The sequence below is a fragment of the Stenotrophomonas sp. Y-13 genome, assembly GCF_046267925.1.
GTDB lineage: Bacteria > Pseudomonadota > Gammaproteobacteria > Xanthomonadales > Xanthomonadaceae > Stenotrophomonas > Stenotrophomonas acidaminiphila_A.
The window spans coordinates 2,155,152-2,169,450 of record NZ_CP176501.1; the positions used below are offsets into that span (position 1 = coordinate 2,155,152).

The 14,299-nt window shown below is 69.9% G+C and carries 14 protein-coding genes; 4 read left to right on the top strand and 10 right to left on the bottom strand.

Annotated elements, in window-relative coordinates:
* Nucleotides 1–8 precede the first annotated feature (8 nt).
* The 10 genes from ACJ7VY_RS09810 to ACJ7VY_RS09855 all read right to left on the bottom strand — a co-directional run bounded on the left by ACJ7VY_RS09810 (nt 9) and on the right by ACJ7VY_RS09855 (nt 11,268).
* Nucleotides 9–704 carry a DUF3011 domain-containing protein gene (locus ACJ7VY_RS09810; RefSeq protein ID WP_312347261.1) on the bottom strand — a complete coding sequence of 232 codons (696 nt, stop codon included), beginning with the start codon at nt 702–704 and terminating at the stop codon, nt 9–11.
* Nucleotides 705–885: 181 nt separating this feature from the next.
* The gene (epmA, locus tag ACJ7VY_RS09815; RefSeq protein WP_409475513.1) at nt 886–1,830 is read right to left on the bottom strand and encodes an EF-P lysine aminoacylase EpmA; all 945 of its coding nucleotides are present in this window, start codon (nt 1,828–1,830) and stop codon (nt 886–888) included.
* Nucleotides 1,827–2,303 carry a GNAT family N-acetyltransferase gene (locus tag ACJ7VY_RS09820; protein ID WP_161614073.1) on the bottom strand — a complete coding sequence of 159 codons (477 nt, stop codon included), beginning with the start codon at nt 2,301–2,303 and terminating at the stop codon, nt 1,827–1,829. The genes epmA and ACJ7VY_RS09820 overlap by 4 nt, the downstream gene beginning before the upstream one ends.
* Complete coding sequence (gene ligA, locus ACJ7VY_RS09825; RefSeq protein ID WP_409475514.1) at nt 2,300–4,780, bottom strand: NAD-dependent DNA ligase LigA; 2,481 nt, start codon at nt 4,778–4,780, stop codon at nt 2,300–2,302. Before ligA ends, ACJ7VY_RS09820 begins: the two co-directional genes overlap by 4 nt.
* Before the next feature lie 107 nt (nt 4,781–4,887).
* Nucleotides 4,888–5,622 carry a cell division protein ZipA gene (zipA, locus tag ACJ7VY_RS09830; protein WP_312347256.1) on the bottom strand — a complete coding sequence of 245 codons (735 nt, stop codon included), beginning with the start codon at nt 5,620–5,622 and terminating at the stop codon, nt 4,888–4,890.
* Between the two features lie 46 nt (nt 5,623–5,668).
* A complete protein-coding gene (gene smc / locus ACJ7VY_RS09835; protein WP_409475515.1) occupies nt 5,669–9,172 on the bottom strand; it encodes a chromosome segregation protein SMC in 3,504 nt (1,167 codons plus the stop codon).
* A 222-nt stretch (nt 9,173–9,394) separates the two neighbouring features.
* Nucleotides 9,395–9,844: a 50S ribosomal protein L9 gene (gene rplI / locus ACJ7VY_RS09840; RefSeq protein WP_104939041.1), complete on the bottom strand. Its 450-nt coding sequence runs from the start codon at nt 9,842–9,844 to the stop codon at nt 9,395–9,397.
* A gap of 161 nt (nt 9,845–10,005) precedes the next feature.
* Entirely contained in the window at nt 10,006–10,236 is a 231-nt protein-coding gene (gene rpsR, locus ACJ7VY_RS09845) for a 30S ribosomal protein S18 (RefSeq protein WP_054666474.1), read from the bottom strand.
* A gap of 11 nt (nt 10,237–10,247) precedes the next feature.
* On the bottom strand, nt 10,248–10,679 hold the full coding sequence (rpsF, locus tag ACJ7VY_RS09850) for a 30S ribosomal protein S6 (protein WP_104939042.1): 432 nt from the start codon (nt 10,677–10,679) through the stop codon (nt 10,248–10,250).
* A 250-nt stretch (nt 10,680–10,929) separates the two neighbouring features.
* Nucleotides 10,930–11,268: a HesB/IscA family protein gene (locus tag ACJ7VY_RS09855; protein ID WP_161614069.1), complete on the bottom strand. Its 339-nt coding sequence runs from the start codon at nt 11,266–11,268 to the stop codon at nt 10,930–10,932.
* 145 nt (nt 11,269–11,413) lie between these two features.
* Between ACJ7VY_RS09855 and asnS the strand changes: the two genes are divergently transcribed.
* The 4 genes from asnS to ACJ7VY_RS09875 all read left to right on the top strand — a co-directional run bounded on the left by asnS (nt 11,414) and on the right by ACJ7VY_RS09875 (nt 14,252).
* Complete coding sequence (asnS, locus tag ACJ7VY_RS09860) at nt 11,414–12,808, top strand: asparagine--tRNA ligase (protein ID WP_161614068.1); 1,395 nt, start codon at nt 11,414–11,416, stop codon at nt 12,806–12,808.
* 109 nt (nt 12,809–12,917) lie between these two features.
* Nucleotides 12,918–13,223, top strand: a complete 306-nt coding sequence (locus ACJ7VY_RS09865; RefSeq protein ID WP_161614067.1) for a hypothetical protein — start codon at nt 12,918–12,920, stop codon at nt 13,221–13,223.
* Entirely contained in the window at nt 13,220–13,534 is a 315-nt protein-coding gene (locus ACJ7VY_RS09870; protein WP_104939046.1) for a hypothetical protein, read from the top strand. Before ACJ7VY_RS09865 ends, ACJ7VY_RS09870 begins: the two co-directional genes overlap by 4 nt.
* 7 nt (nt 13,535–13,541) lie before the next feature.
* Entirely contained in the window at nt 13,542–14,252 is a 711-nt protein-coding gene (locus tag ACJ7VY_RS09875; RefSeq protein ID WP_313248376.1) for an FMN-binding negative transcriptional regulator, read from the top strand.
* Nucleotides 14,253–14,299 lie beyond the last annotated feature (47 nt).

The window sequence follows — 14,299 nt, forward strand, 5'->3', positions numbered from 1 at the left end:
GGCCGCCGTCAATCGGCGGAAAACTCGGCGCGGCAGCCCTTGTCCACCCAGATGCCGGCGCGGTCCCAGCCCCAGCTGCGTCCTTCCTCGCAGGCCGCGTTGGACAACTGCCTGACCAGCGTGACCTTGCGCTCCACGCTCACTCCGCACTCGCGGCGCATCTCGCTCTTCGACTCGCAGATGACCTGGCGCGGGACGTCGACGAATCCGGAGCCATCCTCGGCACCGACCTCGAACTGCCCCTCGCAGCCACGGCTCACCCAGATCTCGTTGCGCCCGTATCCCCAGGTACGCCCTTCCCTGCAGGGCAGCAGCGACTGCTGGCGGATCAGGCGTACCGGCGCGCCACGCAGCAGCACCGGGCAGGTCACGGTGCGGCCCTTGGATTCACAGCGGACCATGCGCCGCACCAGGCGTTGCCCGGGCGCCGGTTGTTCGGGTGCGAACTCGGCGCGACAGCCGCGGCTGACCCAGATCCCGCGCTCGTCCACGCCCCAGCTGGTCTCGCGGATGCAGCTCTGGGTCGACAGCTGGCGCACCAGCTGCACGCCACGCGAGACATCCATCGCGCAGCGCTGGCGCACGCCATCTTCCGATTCGCAGCGCACCACCTGCGCCGGCGCTGGCGCCGTGTCGTCGGGCCCCGCCACGGCTGGCATCGGCAACAGCCACAGTGCTGGCAACAGGCCGCACACACCCTTCATCAGACCTTCCCGCGCTGCAATCGGATGGACTCCGCCGGCACACACACTGCGCCCGCAGGCGTGATCAGAGCATCATCGGCGGTGCGCAGGCAATACATGCGCGCAGCGGGCACCGCACCGGCAACCGCGCACGCGGGCGTGCAATGCCCGCATGCCGGGCACTGCCGCGCCGGCCACGCCCTCAGGCGTGGGCGAAATCGAAGGCCAGCACGTCGGCGATGCGGCCGGTTCCGGCCAGCGCCATCAACAGCCGGTCCACGCCCATCGCCACGCCGGCGCAGTGCGGCAGGGCCGGCAACGCGGCCAGGAACCGCTCATCCAGCGGCGGCTGCACGTCACCGCGCGCGGCGCGTACCGCCAGGTCGCGCTGGAAGCGCTGGCGCTGCTCCACCGCATCGTTCAGCTCGTGGTAGCCGTTGGCCAGCTCCACCGCGCCCAGGTACAGCTCGAAGCGCTCGGCCAGCGGCGGCTGCCCGGGGCGGATGCGGGCCAGCGCGGCCTGCGTCGCCGGCCAATCGTGGACCACGGTGATGCGGTCGGCGGGAAAGCAAGGCTGGATGCGATGGGTCATCAGCAGGTCCAGCCAGTCGTCGCGGGTGAGGCCGTCGGCAGTGAGGCCGACGCCGGCCAACGGCGCGCGCAGCTGCGCCTCGTCGGCGCTGAACGGGTCCACGCCGAGCGTGCCGACGAACAGTTCGCGGTAGCTCAGTACCTGCAGCGCCGCCTCGCGCCCGACCATCGCCAGCGCCTCGCGCACCAGCGCCACCGTCTCCTCGATCAGGCGATGGTGATCCCAGCCGACGCGATACCACTCGAGCATGGTGAATTCGGGGTTGTGGCGGCCGCCGGCCTCGCCGTTGCGGAACACCCGGCCGAGCTCATAGCAGTCGCCGACGCCGGCGGCGAGCAGCCGCTTGAGCGGGTACTCGGGCGAGGTGCGCAGCCAGCGCAGCGGCGAGCCGGCGTCGACGTGGCCGCTGAAGCGGGTCTGGAAACCGTCGATGTTCGGCTCGGTGTTGCCGGCCGCGGACAGGATCGGCGTTTCCACCTCCAGCACCCCGCGGCGCGCGAAGAAATCGCGGATCAGCGCGTTCAGGCGCGCGCGCCGCTGCAGCGCCTCGATCACGGATGCAGGCCCGTCGGCGACACCGCCAGCGGCAGGGTCAGGATGTCGCGCTGGTCGTCGCGGTAGCCGGCCGACAGGTACAACGCCCTGGCCCTGGCGTTGTGGTGGTTCACTTCCAGCCGCATCACGCTGGCGCCCTCGACGATCGCCCAGTCGCGCGCCAGCGCCAGCGCCTGCCGCCCCCAGCCGCGGCCCCGCGCGGCGGGGGCCAGGTACAGCTCGTCCAGCAGCACGAAGCGACCGCCCTGCTCCACGCTGAAGCACCAGCCCAGGGTGATGTAGCCGGCCTCGGCCACGTCGTCGCCCTCCAGCAGCAGGGCCGCGCCGCAGGCCGGCTCGGCCAGCAGGGTGCGCAGGCCGGGTTCGACCAGCGCCGCGTCGTAGGCGATCTGGTCCTCGGCATAGAACGCCCGCACCATGGCGAGCAGGCGCGGGAAATCCTCGGGCGTGGCGAGGCGGAAACGCAGGTTCATGGGTGTTGTCCGTGTTCGGTGAGGAAGGCGAGCAGGCGCGGTTCGTCCCACACCTCCACGCCCAGTTCGGTGGCCTTGTCCAGTTTGGAGCCGGCCTCGCTGCCGGCAACCACGAAGGCGGTCTTCTTCGAAACGCTGCCGGCGACCTTGGCGCCCAGCGCTTCCAGCCGCGCCTTGGCGGCGTCGCGGGTCAGCGCCGACAGCGTGCCGGTCAGCACCACGGTCTGGCCGTCCAGCGGCCCGGCCGGCTGCGTGGCCGCCTCCGGGGCCAGTTCCAGCAGGCGCCGCATCTGCGCCTCGCCCCTGAGCAGCAGCTGCCCGTGGTTGTCGCTGTCCAGCCATTGCGCCAGGCCGTGCGCGGTGTCCTCGGGCAGCCCGGCGGCAAGCAGGTGCTGCGGCTCGGCGTCGAGGATCTGCTGCGCCGACGGCAGCGCCGCCACCAGCTTCTCCGCACGCAGCCGGGTGATGCCCGGTATCTCGGCCTCGACCAGCAGCTGCGCCAGGTCCAGCCCTTCGCGCAGCCGCGGCGACGGCAGGTGGGTATCGCCGATGCGCACCCGCCCGACCTGCAGCAGCGCGTCGATCGCCTGCTGGTTGCCTTCCTGCTCGAAGAAATGGCCCAGCGAGCGCGCCACCTCGCCACCGATATCGGGCACCCGCTTGAACAGCGGCCACGGCAGCTGGCGGATCAGTTCCAGATCGCCGAACCACTGCGCCAGCGCCTTGGCGGTGCTCTCGCCGACATGCTCGATGCCGAGCGCGAACAGCAGCCGCTCCAGCGTGGTGGTGCGGCTGGCGTCGATGGCCGCGATCAGGTTGTCGGCCCAGCGGGTGGCGATCTTTTTCGGGTTCCACTCGAAGCGTGCCGGCAATGCCAGGGCCTGCGCGCGCCACCGCGGATCGGTGCCGTCCAGCCGCAGCAGCGCCTTGAGCCACTCGCCGCTGCCCTCGGCCGGCAGGTGCGGGGCGATGCCGTTGGCCAGCGCCGAGGGGTCGGCCGCGTCCAGCGCCAGCTTGAGCAGCAGCAGGGTGTCGCGCTGCAGGCGGTAGAGATCGGCCACGCCGCGCACGATGCCGGCGTCGACCAGGATCTCGATGTACCTGTCGCCGAGCCCGTCGATGTCCATCGCGCGGCGCGAGGCGAAATGGGCGATGGCCTCCTTGCGCTGCGCCGGGCAGCTCAGCTCGCCCGAGCAGCGCCACACCGCCGCGCCCTCCTCGCGCACGATCTCGGCGCCACATACCGGGCAGGCCGCCGGCATCGTCCACGGCAGCGCGCCGGGCGGGCGGCGCCCGGGGATGACGCTGACCACTTCGGGGATCACGTCGCCGGCGCGGCGCACGATGACGCTGTCGCCCACGCGCACGTCCAGCCGCGCGATCTGGTCGGCGTTGTGCAGGGTGGCGTTGGTGACGGTCACCCCGGCCACCTGCACCGGCTGCAGGCGCGCCACCGGCGTGGCCGCGCCGGTGCGGCCGATCTGGATCTCGATCGCCTCGACCGTGGTGGTCTGCTCCTGCGCCGGGAATTTGTGGGCGATGGCCCAGCGCGGCGCGCGGGCGACGAAGCCCATCTCGCGCTGGCCGTCGCGGTCGTCGAGCTTGTAGACCACGCCGTCGATGTCGAATGCCAGCCCGTCGCGGCGCGCGCCGATGTCGCGGTAGTAGTCGAGCAGTCCATCGACGCCCTCGACCACCCGGCACAGCTCGCTCACCGGGAAGCCCCACTGCGCCAGCCGCGCCAGCGTCGCCGAATGGGTGGGCGGCAGCTCGCCGCCCTCGACCTCGCCGGTGCCGTAGGCATAGAAACTCAGCGGCCGCTGCGCGCTCACCCGCGGATCGAGCTGGCGCAGCGAGCCGGCGGCGCCGTTGCGCGGGTTGGCCAGCACCTTGCCGCCGTGCAGCCGCGCCTGCTCGTTGTATTTCTCGAAATCGGCGCGCGGCATGTAGACCTCGCCGCGCACCTCCAGCACCGCCGGCCAGCCCGCGCCTTCGAGCCGGGCCGGGATCACCTTGATCTGGCGCAGGTTGGCGGTGACGTCCTCGCCGCGGCTGCCGTCGCCGCGGGTCGCGCCCTGCACGAACACGCCGTCCTCGTAGCGCAGGCTGATCGCCAGGCCATCAAGCTTGGGCTCGGCCGAGAACAGCAGCGTGCGGCGCTGCAGGCGCTCGTCGATGCGGCGTACGAAGTCGCGCACTTCCTCGTCGCTGAAGGCATTGCCCAGCGACAGCATCGGCATCGCGTGCACCACCTCGGGAAAGCGCGAGGATGGCCTGCCGCCGATCTGGTGGGTCGGGGAATCGGCGCTGTCCAGCTGCGGATGGGCCGCCTCCAGCGCTTCCAGTTCGCGCAGCAGCCGGTCGTAATCGGCATCGGGAATCAGCTGCTCGTCATGCTCGTGGTAGGCCTGCGCGGCCGTGGCCAGCTGCTGGCGGAGTTCGGCGATGCGGCGGCGGGCGGTGGCTTCGGAAGTCATGCCCGGATTTTACCCGCGCACGGGTGCATGCAACGCGTGTGGCCGGCCGCGCAAACAACAAGGGGCGCCGCATGCGACGCCCCCTTGCCGTGGTCAGCGCGGCGCGCTCACCAGCGCGGCGGCTTGGTCAGCGGGGGCGCCTGGTGCTGGCGGTCGTAGGCGCGCAGTTCGTCGCGGATGTGGGCGATGCGCTGGCGCCCCAGCGCGTTGCGGCTGTCGTCCAGGACCACGCCGTCCAGCAGCTCGGCCATGCGCTGCACGGTGGGCAGCATCTTTTCCCAGGCGTCGAGCGCGGTCATCGGCGCCGGCAGGGTCAGGAAGAAGGCGATGGCCGGGGTTTCCATCTCGCGGATGTGGGCCATGTCGAAACTGCCCGGCTTCATGATGCTGGCCATGCTGAAGATCGGCCCGCGCTCGGGGTGGCCTTCGACCATGCGGTGGAACACGTTCATGTAGCCGAACACCAGCCCGGTCTTTTCGGCGGCGACCACGATGTCCTCGCCGCGCAGCGACAACCCGGCGCGCGCGGCCACGTACAGCGAGACGATCTTGTCGAAATCCTGGGTCGCGCGCTTGCCCAGTTCGCTGCCCGGCGCGTCCACGTCCGGCAGCCCCAGCTCCTGCTGGGCGGCCTCCTGGTCCGCCTCGGGCACGGCGACCGCATCGGCGCCCTCCTCGCCTGCCGCCAGCACCGGCTCGCGCCGCGGCCGCTCGCCGCTTTCGGCCGGTTCGCGGCGCTTGCCCTGCGCCGGCTTCCGCGGCCGCCCGAACAGGAGGATCGCCGCGATCAGCAGCAGCCCGGCGGCAAGGATGCCGATACGCAACAGTGCCGTGTCGGACATTCGATAGGTTCTCCGGCTGGTTCGTTCAGGCAACTAGCATGGCACGTCAGGCCGCGCCCGCCAAACGCGCCGCTTCCTCCAGGTCCACGCTGACCAGGCGGCTGACGCCCGGCTCGCGCATGGTGACGCCGGAGAGCTGGTGCGCGGCCTCCATCGTCGCCTTGTTGTGGCTGACGAACAGGAACTGCACCTTCTCGCTCATTTCCTTGACCATGTTGGCCAGGCGGCCGACGTTGGCCTCGTCCAGCGGCGCGTCCACCTCGTCCAGCAGGCAGAACGGCGCTGGGTTGAGCTGGAAGATGGCGAACACCAGCGCCACCGCGGTCATCGCCTTCTCGCCACCGGACAGCAGCGAAATGCTGGACACGCGCTTGCCGGGCGGGCGCGCCATGATGGTCACGCCGGTATCGAGCAGGTCCTCGCCGGTCAGCTCCAGGTAGGCGTGGCCACCGCCGAACAGGCGCGGATACAGCGCCTGCACGCCGGCGTTGACGCGGTCGAAGGTGTCCTTGAAGCGGCCGCGGGTCTCGCGGTCGATCTTGCGGATCGCCTCTTCCAGCGTCTCCAGCGCGGTGGTCAGGTCCACGTGCTGCGATTCCAGGTACTCCGAGCGCTGCGAGGCCTCGCCGTACTCGTGGATGGCGGCCAGGTTGACCGGCTCCAACCGGCGCATGCGCGCGTCGATCTGCTGCACCGCCTGCTCCCATTCGCCGATGCGCGCGTCCTCCGGCAGGGCGTTGACCACGTCCTCCAGCACGAAGCCGGCCTTCTCCACCGCCGCCTGCAGCTGCTCGGCGCTGAGCACCAGCGCCTGCTGGTCGAGCTTTCGCTGGGAAATGCGCTCGCGCTGCGCCAGCGCCTGCTCGTCGCGCTGGTGGCGGGTCTGCTCCAGCGTGCGCAGTTCGGCGTCGATGCCGTCCAGCTGCGCGCGCGCCTCGGCCAGCACCCGGTCCACGCGCACGCGCTCGGCCAGCGCGTTCTGGTGTTCGGCCTCCAGCGCCTGCACCGGCGTGTCGCCCTGGTCCAGCTGCGAATGCAGCTCGCCCAGGCGCGAGTCCAGCTGCCCGCGCTGGGTGCTCATGCGCTCGAGCGACTGCGACAGCGAGGCGATCTGCGCGCGTTGCGACTCCAGCGTCAGCGCCAGCGCATGCATGCTGTCGCGCACGTTGCGCGCGGCGTCGCGGGCCAGGTCGCGGGCCTCGGTCAGCTGGCGGCGTTCGCCCTCCAGCGCCTGCCGCGTGGTTTCCAGGTCGCCCATGCTGGAAACCGCGTCCTCCAGCCGCACGCGCGCCTCGCCAGCCTGCTCGCGGCTGGCGTCCAGCGCTTCCAGCAGCTGCGCAAGCTCGGTCTCGATGCGCTCGATGCGGGTGCGCGCCGACTCCAGCCGGCCGCGCTGGCTCTGCACCTGCCCGGCCAGCTCGGACGCACTGCGATGTGCCTGGTACAACGCCCGCTGCGCTTCCTCGCGCTGCTGCTCGGCCGCCAGCAGCTGCTCGCGGAACGCGCCGAGCTGGCGTTCGAGCTCGCCCTCGCGCTCCTGCAGTTCCTCGATCTGCCCGCGCAGGGTGACGATCTCGCGCTCGCGCAGCAGCGCGCCCTGCTTGGCCGCGCCCTGCCGCGACACCCGCACCCAGCCCTCGCCCAGGCGCTCGCCATTGCGGGTGATGACCGAGTCGCCCTCGCCCAGGCGTTGCTGCAGCGCGCGCGCCGCGGCCAGGTCCTCGGCGCCATGCAGGCGCGCCAGCAGGCGACGGATCGCCAGTGGCCCCTGCACCCGCGCGGCCAGCGAGGTCGGCGCGAAATCCGCATCGCCCGCGGCATCGGCCACCAGCGCGATGCGGCCCTCGCCCAGCTCGCCCAGTGCATCGACCAGTGCTTCGGGCGCATCGACCAGCACGCCTTCGATCAACTGGCCCAACGCGCTTTCCACCGCGTTCTCCCAGCCGCTCTCGACGGTGATGCGCTCGCCCACGCGCGCGGCCGAATCCAACCCCTGCGCCTTCAGCCACGCCACCGCCGCGCCCTGCTCCTGGCCGAGCGCGGCCTGCTGCAAGGTTTCCAGCGAAGACAGGCGGCCGCGCGCGGCCTGCGCCTGCTTGCGCACCTCGGCCAGTTCGGCCTGGCTGGCGCGCTGCCGTTCCTGCAGTGCCGCCGCGCTCTCCCTGCGCAGCTCCACCTGCTCGTTCAGCTCATCGAGCGTGGTGGCCTGTGATTCGTGCTGCAGCTGCAGCTGCTCGAACGCCTCGGCCAGGGCCTCGACGTCGAGCCCGGCGCGCTCGGCCAGCAGCGCTTCGCGGCGGCGATCGGCCTCCAGTATCTGCCGGTCGAGGTAATCGACGCGGGTGCGCTCCACCTCGCCCGAGCGGGTGGCCTCGGAGGTGTTGCGGTTGTGCGCTTCCCAGCGCTGCTGCCAGTCGTGCAGCGCGGCCTCGGCTTCGCGCAGTCCTTCCTGGCGGAATTCGTTCTCTTCCTGCAACTGCTCCAGCTGCGGCTCGGCGTTCTCCACCGCCTCGCGCAGCACCGCCAGCCGGGCTTCGTCGCCACTGATGTGCTGGCCCAGCTCGGCCAGCGCCTGGCGGGTCTCGTCGCGGGCCTTGTGCAGGCGCTGCGCCATCTCGCGCTGGTGCTGGATCTGCTGTTCCAGCCGCGCCAGGGTGCTGCCGACCTGGTAGACGTCGGCCTGCGCCCGGGACAGGGTTTCGGCGGCCTCCTCGCGGCGCACGCGCCCGGTCTCGATCCGGCTCTCGGCTTCGCGCTGCTCGGCCACCAGCTGCTGCAGCCGGGTCTCCTCGCGCGCCAGCGCTTCACGCAGCCCGCCCAGGCGGCTGTCCAGCCCGCGGTATTCCAGCGCCTTCCATTCGGCGTCCTTGACCCGGCGCTCTTCCTGCAGCGCCTGGTACTGCTCGGCCTGGCGCGCCTGCCGGCGCAGGTGTTCGAGCTGCTTGCCGATCTCCTCGCGCAGGTCGTTCAGGCGGTCCAGGTTCTCGCGGGTGTGGCGGATGCGGGTCTCGGTTTCCTTGCGGCGTTCCTTGTACTTGGAGATGCCGGCGGCCTCTTCCAGATACACGCGCAGGTCTTCCGGGCGCGCCTCGATGATCTGGCTGATCATGCCCTGCTCGATGATCGAGTAACTGCGCGGGCCCAGGCCGGTACCGAGGAACAGGTCGGTGATGTCGCGGCGCCGGCACTTGGTGCCGTTGAGGTAGTAGTTGCTGCTGCCGTCGCGGCTGACCGTGCGCTTGACCGAGATCTCGTTGAACGAGGCGTATTCGCCGGCGATGGTGTGGTCGGTGTTGTCGAAGATCAGCTCGACCGTGGCCTGCGACACCGGCTTGCGCCCGGCCGAGCCGGAGAAGATCACGTCGGTCAGCGAGTCACCACGCAGGCGACTGGCCGAGCTCTCGCCCATCACCCAGCGCACCGCGTCGATGATGTTGGACTTGCCGCAGCCGTTGGGCCCGACCACGCCGGTCATGTTGGTCGGCAGGTGCAGCGTCGTGGGATCGACGAACGACTTGAAACCGGAGAGCTTGATCGTGGATAGACGCATGGGGCAGGCAAGGTTCCAGTGCCGGGCCGGGGGGCGGCACCGTGGGTTCTGCGGGGAATCGGGGCTTGGGAACAGCAGTCTGCGGGGAGTATAAGCCCCTCTTCCACCGTGGCGCGGGGCCCGGGCAGCCCGGGGCCGGCCGCGGCCGGGCGGCGCGCGACCGGACAAAAAAGAACGGGCGCCTTGCGGCGCCCGTTCCGGGTACAACGTGAACCGCAGGGATCAGGCGTCGGCTTCGACGATGACCTTGACGGTGGCTTCCACGTCGGCGTGCAGCTTGATCAGCACGTCGTACTCGCCGACGGCACGGAAAGCGCCCTCGCCGAGGATGACTTCGCTCTTTTCCAGCGGCAGGCCGGCGGCGGTGAAGGCCTCGGCGATGTCGCGCGGGCCGACCGAGCCGTACAGCTTGCCTTCGGTCGAGGCATGCGCACCGATGGTGACGCTGGCGTCGGCGAACTTGGCGGCGCGGGCTTCGGCTTCGTCATGCGACGCCTTGGCCTTGGCTTCGTACTCGGCGCGCTTGGCTTCGAAGGCGGCAACGTTGGCTTCGGTGGCCGGCACGGCCTTGCCGTGCGGCACCAGGAAGTTGCGGCCGTAGCCCGGCTTCACGTCGACCAGGTCGCCCAGGTTGCCCAGGTTGGTCACCTTCTGCAGCAGAATCAGCTTCATTTTCTTGCTCCGTTATTCGTTAGCGATGCCCCGCAGGACACCGCAACGCTTGCTGTCCGAATGGACGGGTGGGGTCAGGAGTGAGTCAAGAGGAGTGAGAAGCGAGAGAAAACATCTCACTCCTCACTTCTACGGCGCATGCGCCGCACTTACTTCTGCACTCAGACGTCGTGGTTGTCCGTGTACGGGATCAGCGCCAGGAAACGGGCGCGCTTGACCGCCGTGGACAGCTGACGCTGGTACTTGGACTTGGTGCCGGTGACGCGGCTCGGCACGATCTTGCCGTTCTCGGTCAGGTACTGGCGCAGGGTGTTGAGATCCTTGTAATCGATCTCCTTCACACCTTCAGCCGTGAACTTGCAGAACTTGCGGCGACGGAAGAACTTGGACATGAGCTGACTCCTTATTCGGCAGAGGCGGCGTCGTCGCCGGCTTCTTCATTGTTGGAATTGGCAGCTTCTTCGTCGTCACGACGACGGCGCTCGCCACGCTCGGGCTTGTCGCCCTTCTCGTCCTTGCTCTTCATGATCAGCGACTGCTCGGTCTCGGCCTCGTCACGCTTGATGACCAGGTTGCGCAGCACGGCGTCGTTGAAACGGAAGCTTTCGGTCAGTTCGTTCATCACCGACTGGTCGGCTTCGATGTTCATCAGAACATAGTGGGCCTTGACCAGGTTCTGGATCGGGTACGCCAGCTGGCGGCGGCCCCAGTCTTCCAGGCGGTGGATCTTGCCGTTGCCGCCCTCGACCAGCGCCTTGTAGCGCTCGACCATGGCCGGGACTTGTTCGCTCTGGTCCGGGTGGACCAGGAACACGACTTCGTAATGACGACTCATGTTTTTCTACCTTTCGGATGTAGCCCTCTCGGGCCGGACAGCCCCCCGCCGTTGAGACCGCGGTGGGGCAAGGACTCCCGCCCCGGAAGGCAGGAAGCCGCGCATTATGGCGCAGATGGGGTGACCGGGCAATCGAGCGACCACCGGGCAACCTGAACCGGGTGCCGCCCGGCCCTGCCCGCCGGGCCATGGACATGTCCGGGCCGCGGCCGGCAGCCGCCCGGACCCGGCAACGGGAGGGAACGCCGGATCAGGCCTTGTCGGCGTCGGTGGTGAAGCTCTCGCCGCATCCGCACTCGGCGGTGGCGTTCGGATTCCTGAACAAAAAGGTCTCGCTCAGGCCCTGCTTGCCGTAATCGATCTCGGTGCCGTCCACCAGGGCCAGGCTCTGGGCGTCGACGAAGATGCGCACGCCGTCCTGCTCGAACACCGTGTCGTCCTCGCGCTGCTCACGGGCCAGGTCGGTGGTGTGGCCCCAGCCCGAACAGCCGGTGCGGGTCACGCCGAAACGCAGGCCCAGCGCGCCGGGGGTCTGCGCGACGAAGCGCTGCACGCGGGCGAAGGCGACAGGGGTGAGGTGGATGGCCATGGGCAAGCGACTCCGGGGATTGCGGGGCGATTATAGGAAAACCCGGCTGTACCGGCCCCGGATGGCGGATCCCTCGCCTGTCCGGCCGCGCAGCCGCTAGAATTCCGCGTTCATAGATCGAGTCGATCAGCAGAGGATTCAAGTCATGACGGTGGTCAGCGTTGCGCACGCCCTGGCCGGGAAGATCCCGGAAGGCGGAGAAGTCACGGTTCGCGGTTGGGTTCGCACGGTCCGTGCCTCCAACGGGCTGGCCTTCGTCAATGTCAGCGACGGCTCCGGCTTCGCCCCGATCCAGGTCGTGGCCACCGACGCGCTGGCCAACTTCGACGACATCAAGCGCCTGACCCCGGGCTGTTCGGTCATCGCCACCGGCAAGCTGGTCAAGTCGCAGGGCAAGGGCCAGAGCTTCGAGATCCAGGGCGAAAACCTGGAGATCGTCGGCTGGGTCGAGGACCCGCTGACCTACCCGATCCAGCCCAAGCCGATGTCACCGGAGTTCCTGCGCGAAGTGGCGCACCTGCGCCCGCGCACCAACCTGTTCGGCGCGGTCACCCGCATCCGTGACTGCCTGGCCAAGGCCGTACACCGCTACTTCCACGAGAACGGCTACTACTGGATCAGCACGCCAATCATCACCACCTCCGACGCCGAGGGCGCCGGGCAGATGTTCCGCGTCTCGACCCTGGACCTGGCCAACCTGCCGCGCGGCGAGAACGGCGGCATCGATTTCAGCCGCGACTTCTTCGGCAAGGAAACCTTCCTGACCGTGTCCGGCCAGCTCAACGTCGAGGCCTACTGCCTGGCGCTGAGCAAGGTCTACACCTTCGGTCCGACCTTCCGCGCCGAGAACAGCCACACCACCCGCCACCTGGCCGAGTTCTGGATGGTGGAGCCGGAGATCGCCTTCGCCGACCTGGCCGAGGACGCGCGCGTGGCCGAGGACTTCCTGAAGTACCTGTTCCGCGCGGTGCTCGACGAGCGCGCCGACGACATGGCCTTCATCGCCGAGCGCGTGCAGAAGGACGCCATCACCCGCCTGGAGACGTTCGTCAACGCGCCGTTCGAGCGCATCGAGTACACCGATGCGGTCAGCCTGCTGCAGAAGTCGGGCAGGAAGTTCGACTACCCGGTCGAGTGGGGCCTGGACCTGCAGACCGAGCACGAGCGATGGCTGACCGAGGAACACGTCGGCCGCCCGGTGGTGGTGACCAACTACCCCGAGCACATCAAGGCCTTCTACATGCGCCTGAACGACGACGGCAGGACCGTCGCGGCGATGGACGTGCTGGCCCCGGGCATCGGCGAGATCATCGGCGGCAGCCAGCGCGAGGAGCGCCTGGACATCCTCGACGCGCGCATGGCGCAGTTCGGCCTGGATCCGGAGCACTACCAGTGGTACCGCGATTTCCGCCGCTACGGCTCGGTACCGCACGCCGGCTTCGGCCTGGGCTTCGAGCGGCTGGTGGTCTACGTCTGCGGCCTGTCCAACATCCGCGATGCGATCCCCTACCCGCGCGCGCCGGGCTCGGCGGAATTCTGAGGAGCAGAAGTGAGGAAACAGAAGTGAGAAGAGAGAAAAAAGCAGACCTCCCGGCAGTGGGCAGCAGCCGCTGTTTCTCACTTCTCACTCCTTTTCACTCACTCCTGCCATGACGCTCTTCCTCGCCCTGTGCTTCGTCGGCGTGGCCATCGCCGGGTTCAGTGCGTTCCTGATCTTCTGGCCGCTCACCCTGGTGCATGTCCGTGACCGCCACCCGGCGGTCGCCGCCGGCTTCGGCGATTTCGCCTTCCTCGACGGCAAGGCACTGCGCTGGCTGGTCGGCGGCGCCTACCGCGCGCTCGACGACCGCGCGCTCAGCGGCCTGGCCACCCCGGCGCGGATCGCGCTGTGGGTGATCTGGGCCGGGCTGGGCATGGCCGGACTGCTTTGGCTCTATTCCCTGGTACTGAAATGAACGACATCGACACCTGCGCCGACCAGTGGTGGCTGGCCAGCCTCGGCACCACCCTGGTTTGGGCGCGGCTGCGCGTGCGCCCGGCCGGCACCGCCGAGGTGCTGGACAGCGACGGCAATACCCTGAGCTACGACAGCGAGGACACCGCGCGCGCGCAGCTGTTCGACGCCGAGTTCGTCGCCTGGGACGGGCTGGACGAGGAGGACGCGCTGGCGCGCGGCTTCTCGCTACATGAAGTCCAGCCACCGCAGGCCGGCAGCGACGCCGAGCTGCGCGGACGCATGGTGCAGTCGCTGGGCGGGCGCGCCTGAGCGACCGATGTTCACCCCACGCGCCTTCGCCGAGCATGATCTGGTCTGGCTGGATCGCCTGCTGGAGCGCGATCCGTTCGTCACCGTGCTGACCACCGGCGCCGACGGCCTGCCCGAATTGACCCGGTTGCCGGTACTGTACCGGCGCGACGGCGAACGCATTGAACTGCTCGGCCACTGGGCCCGGGCGAACCCGCAGGCGCGCCATGCCGGCGCGGCCAAGGTGCTGGTCGATGGCCCGCACGGCTACGTGTCGGCGAGCTGGTATCCGGACAACGCCGTCGGGAACGGCGCTGGACAGCCGCAGGCTGGCCCGGAGGGCGCATCCCTTGGACGGGGTGCGCACCAGGAAGCGGCCGCGCGCGTGCCGACCTGGAACTATGCCAGCGCCGAACTGCGCGGCCGCCTGCAACCCTTCGACGGCGAGGACGCGCTGGCCGCACTGGTCGGCGCGCTCAGCGCGCGCTTCGAGGCCGGCGTCGGCCAGGACTGGCGCTTCGCACCGGAGCGCGACGAACAGCGCCGCCAGCTGCGCGGCATCGTCGGCTTCCGCTTCCAGGTCGAGCAGGTCCAGATCAAGCTGAAAATGAGCCAGAACCAACCGGACGCCAACCAGCAGGCGGTGATCGCCGCGCTGGAACGGCTGCCAGGCCCCGCTTCCCGGGAGCTGGCGCAGTGGATGCGCCGCTACCGCGAACAGGCCGCCGCGGGCCACTGAACGCCCCGTTTCCCGACGACGCGGCCACCGCCGCGCCTTCCACCCCT

Excerpts from the sequence above, each read along its gene's own strand:
- ACJ7VY_RS09810 (WP_312347261.1), bottom strand. The coding sequence starts at position 704 with ATGAAGGGTGTGTGCGGCCTGTTGCCAGCACTGTGGCTGTTGCCGATG.
- ACJ7VY_RS09820 (WP_161614073.1), bottom strand. The coding sequence starts at position 2,303 with ATGAACCTGCGTTTCCGCCTCGCCACGCCCGAGGATTTCCCGCGCCTG.
- ligA (WP_409475514.1), bottom strand. The coding sequence starts at position 4,780 with ATGACTTCCGAAGCCACCGCCCGCCGCCGCATCGCCGAACTCCGCCAG.
- zipA (WP_312347256.1), bottom strand. The coding sequence starts at position 5,622 with ATGTCCGACACGGCACTGTTGCGTATCGGCATCCTTGCCGCCGGGCTG.
- smc (WP_409475515.1), bottom strand. The coding sequence starts at position 9,172 with ATGCGTCTATCCACGATCAAGCTCTCCGGTTTCAAGTCGTTCGTCGAT.
- rplI (WP_104939041.1), bottom strand. The coding sequence starts at position 9,844 with ATGAAGCTGATTCTGCTGCAGAAGGTGACCAACCTGGGCAACCTGGGC.
- rpsR (WP_054666474.1), bottom strand. The coding sequence starts at position 10,236 with ATGTCCAAGTTCTTCCGTCGCCGCAAGTTCTGCAAGTTCACGGCTGAA.
- rpsF (WP_104939042.1), bottom strand. The coding sequence starts at position 10,679 with ATGAGTCGTCATTACGAAGTCGTGTTCCTGGTCCACCCGGACCAGAGC.
- ACJ7VY_RS09855 (WP_161614069.1), bottom strand. The coding sequence starts at position 11,268 with ATGGCCATCCACCTCACCCCTGTCGCCTTCGCCCGCGTGCAGCGCTTC.
- asnS (WP_161614068.1), top strand. The coding sequence starts at position 11,414 with ATGACGGTGGTCAGCGTTGCGCACGCCCTGGCCGGGAAGATCCCGGAA.
- ACJ7VY_RS09865 (WP_161614067.1), top strand. The coding sequence starts at position 12,918 with ATGACGCTCTTCCTCGCCCTGTGCTTCGTCGGCGTGGCCATCGCCGGG.
- ACJ7VY_RS09870 (WP_104939046.1), top strand. The coding sequence starts at position 13,220 with ATGAACGACATCGACACCTGCGCCGACCAGTGGTGGCTGGCCAGCCTC.
- ACJ7VY_RS09875 (WP_313248376.1), top strand. The coding sequence starts at position 13,542 with ATGTTCACCCCACGCGCCTTCGCCGAGCATGATCTGGTCTGGCTGGAT.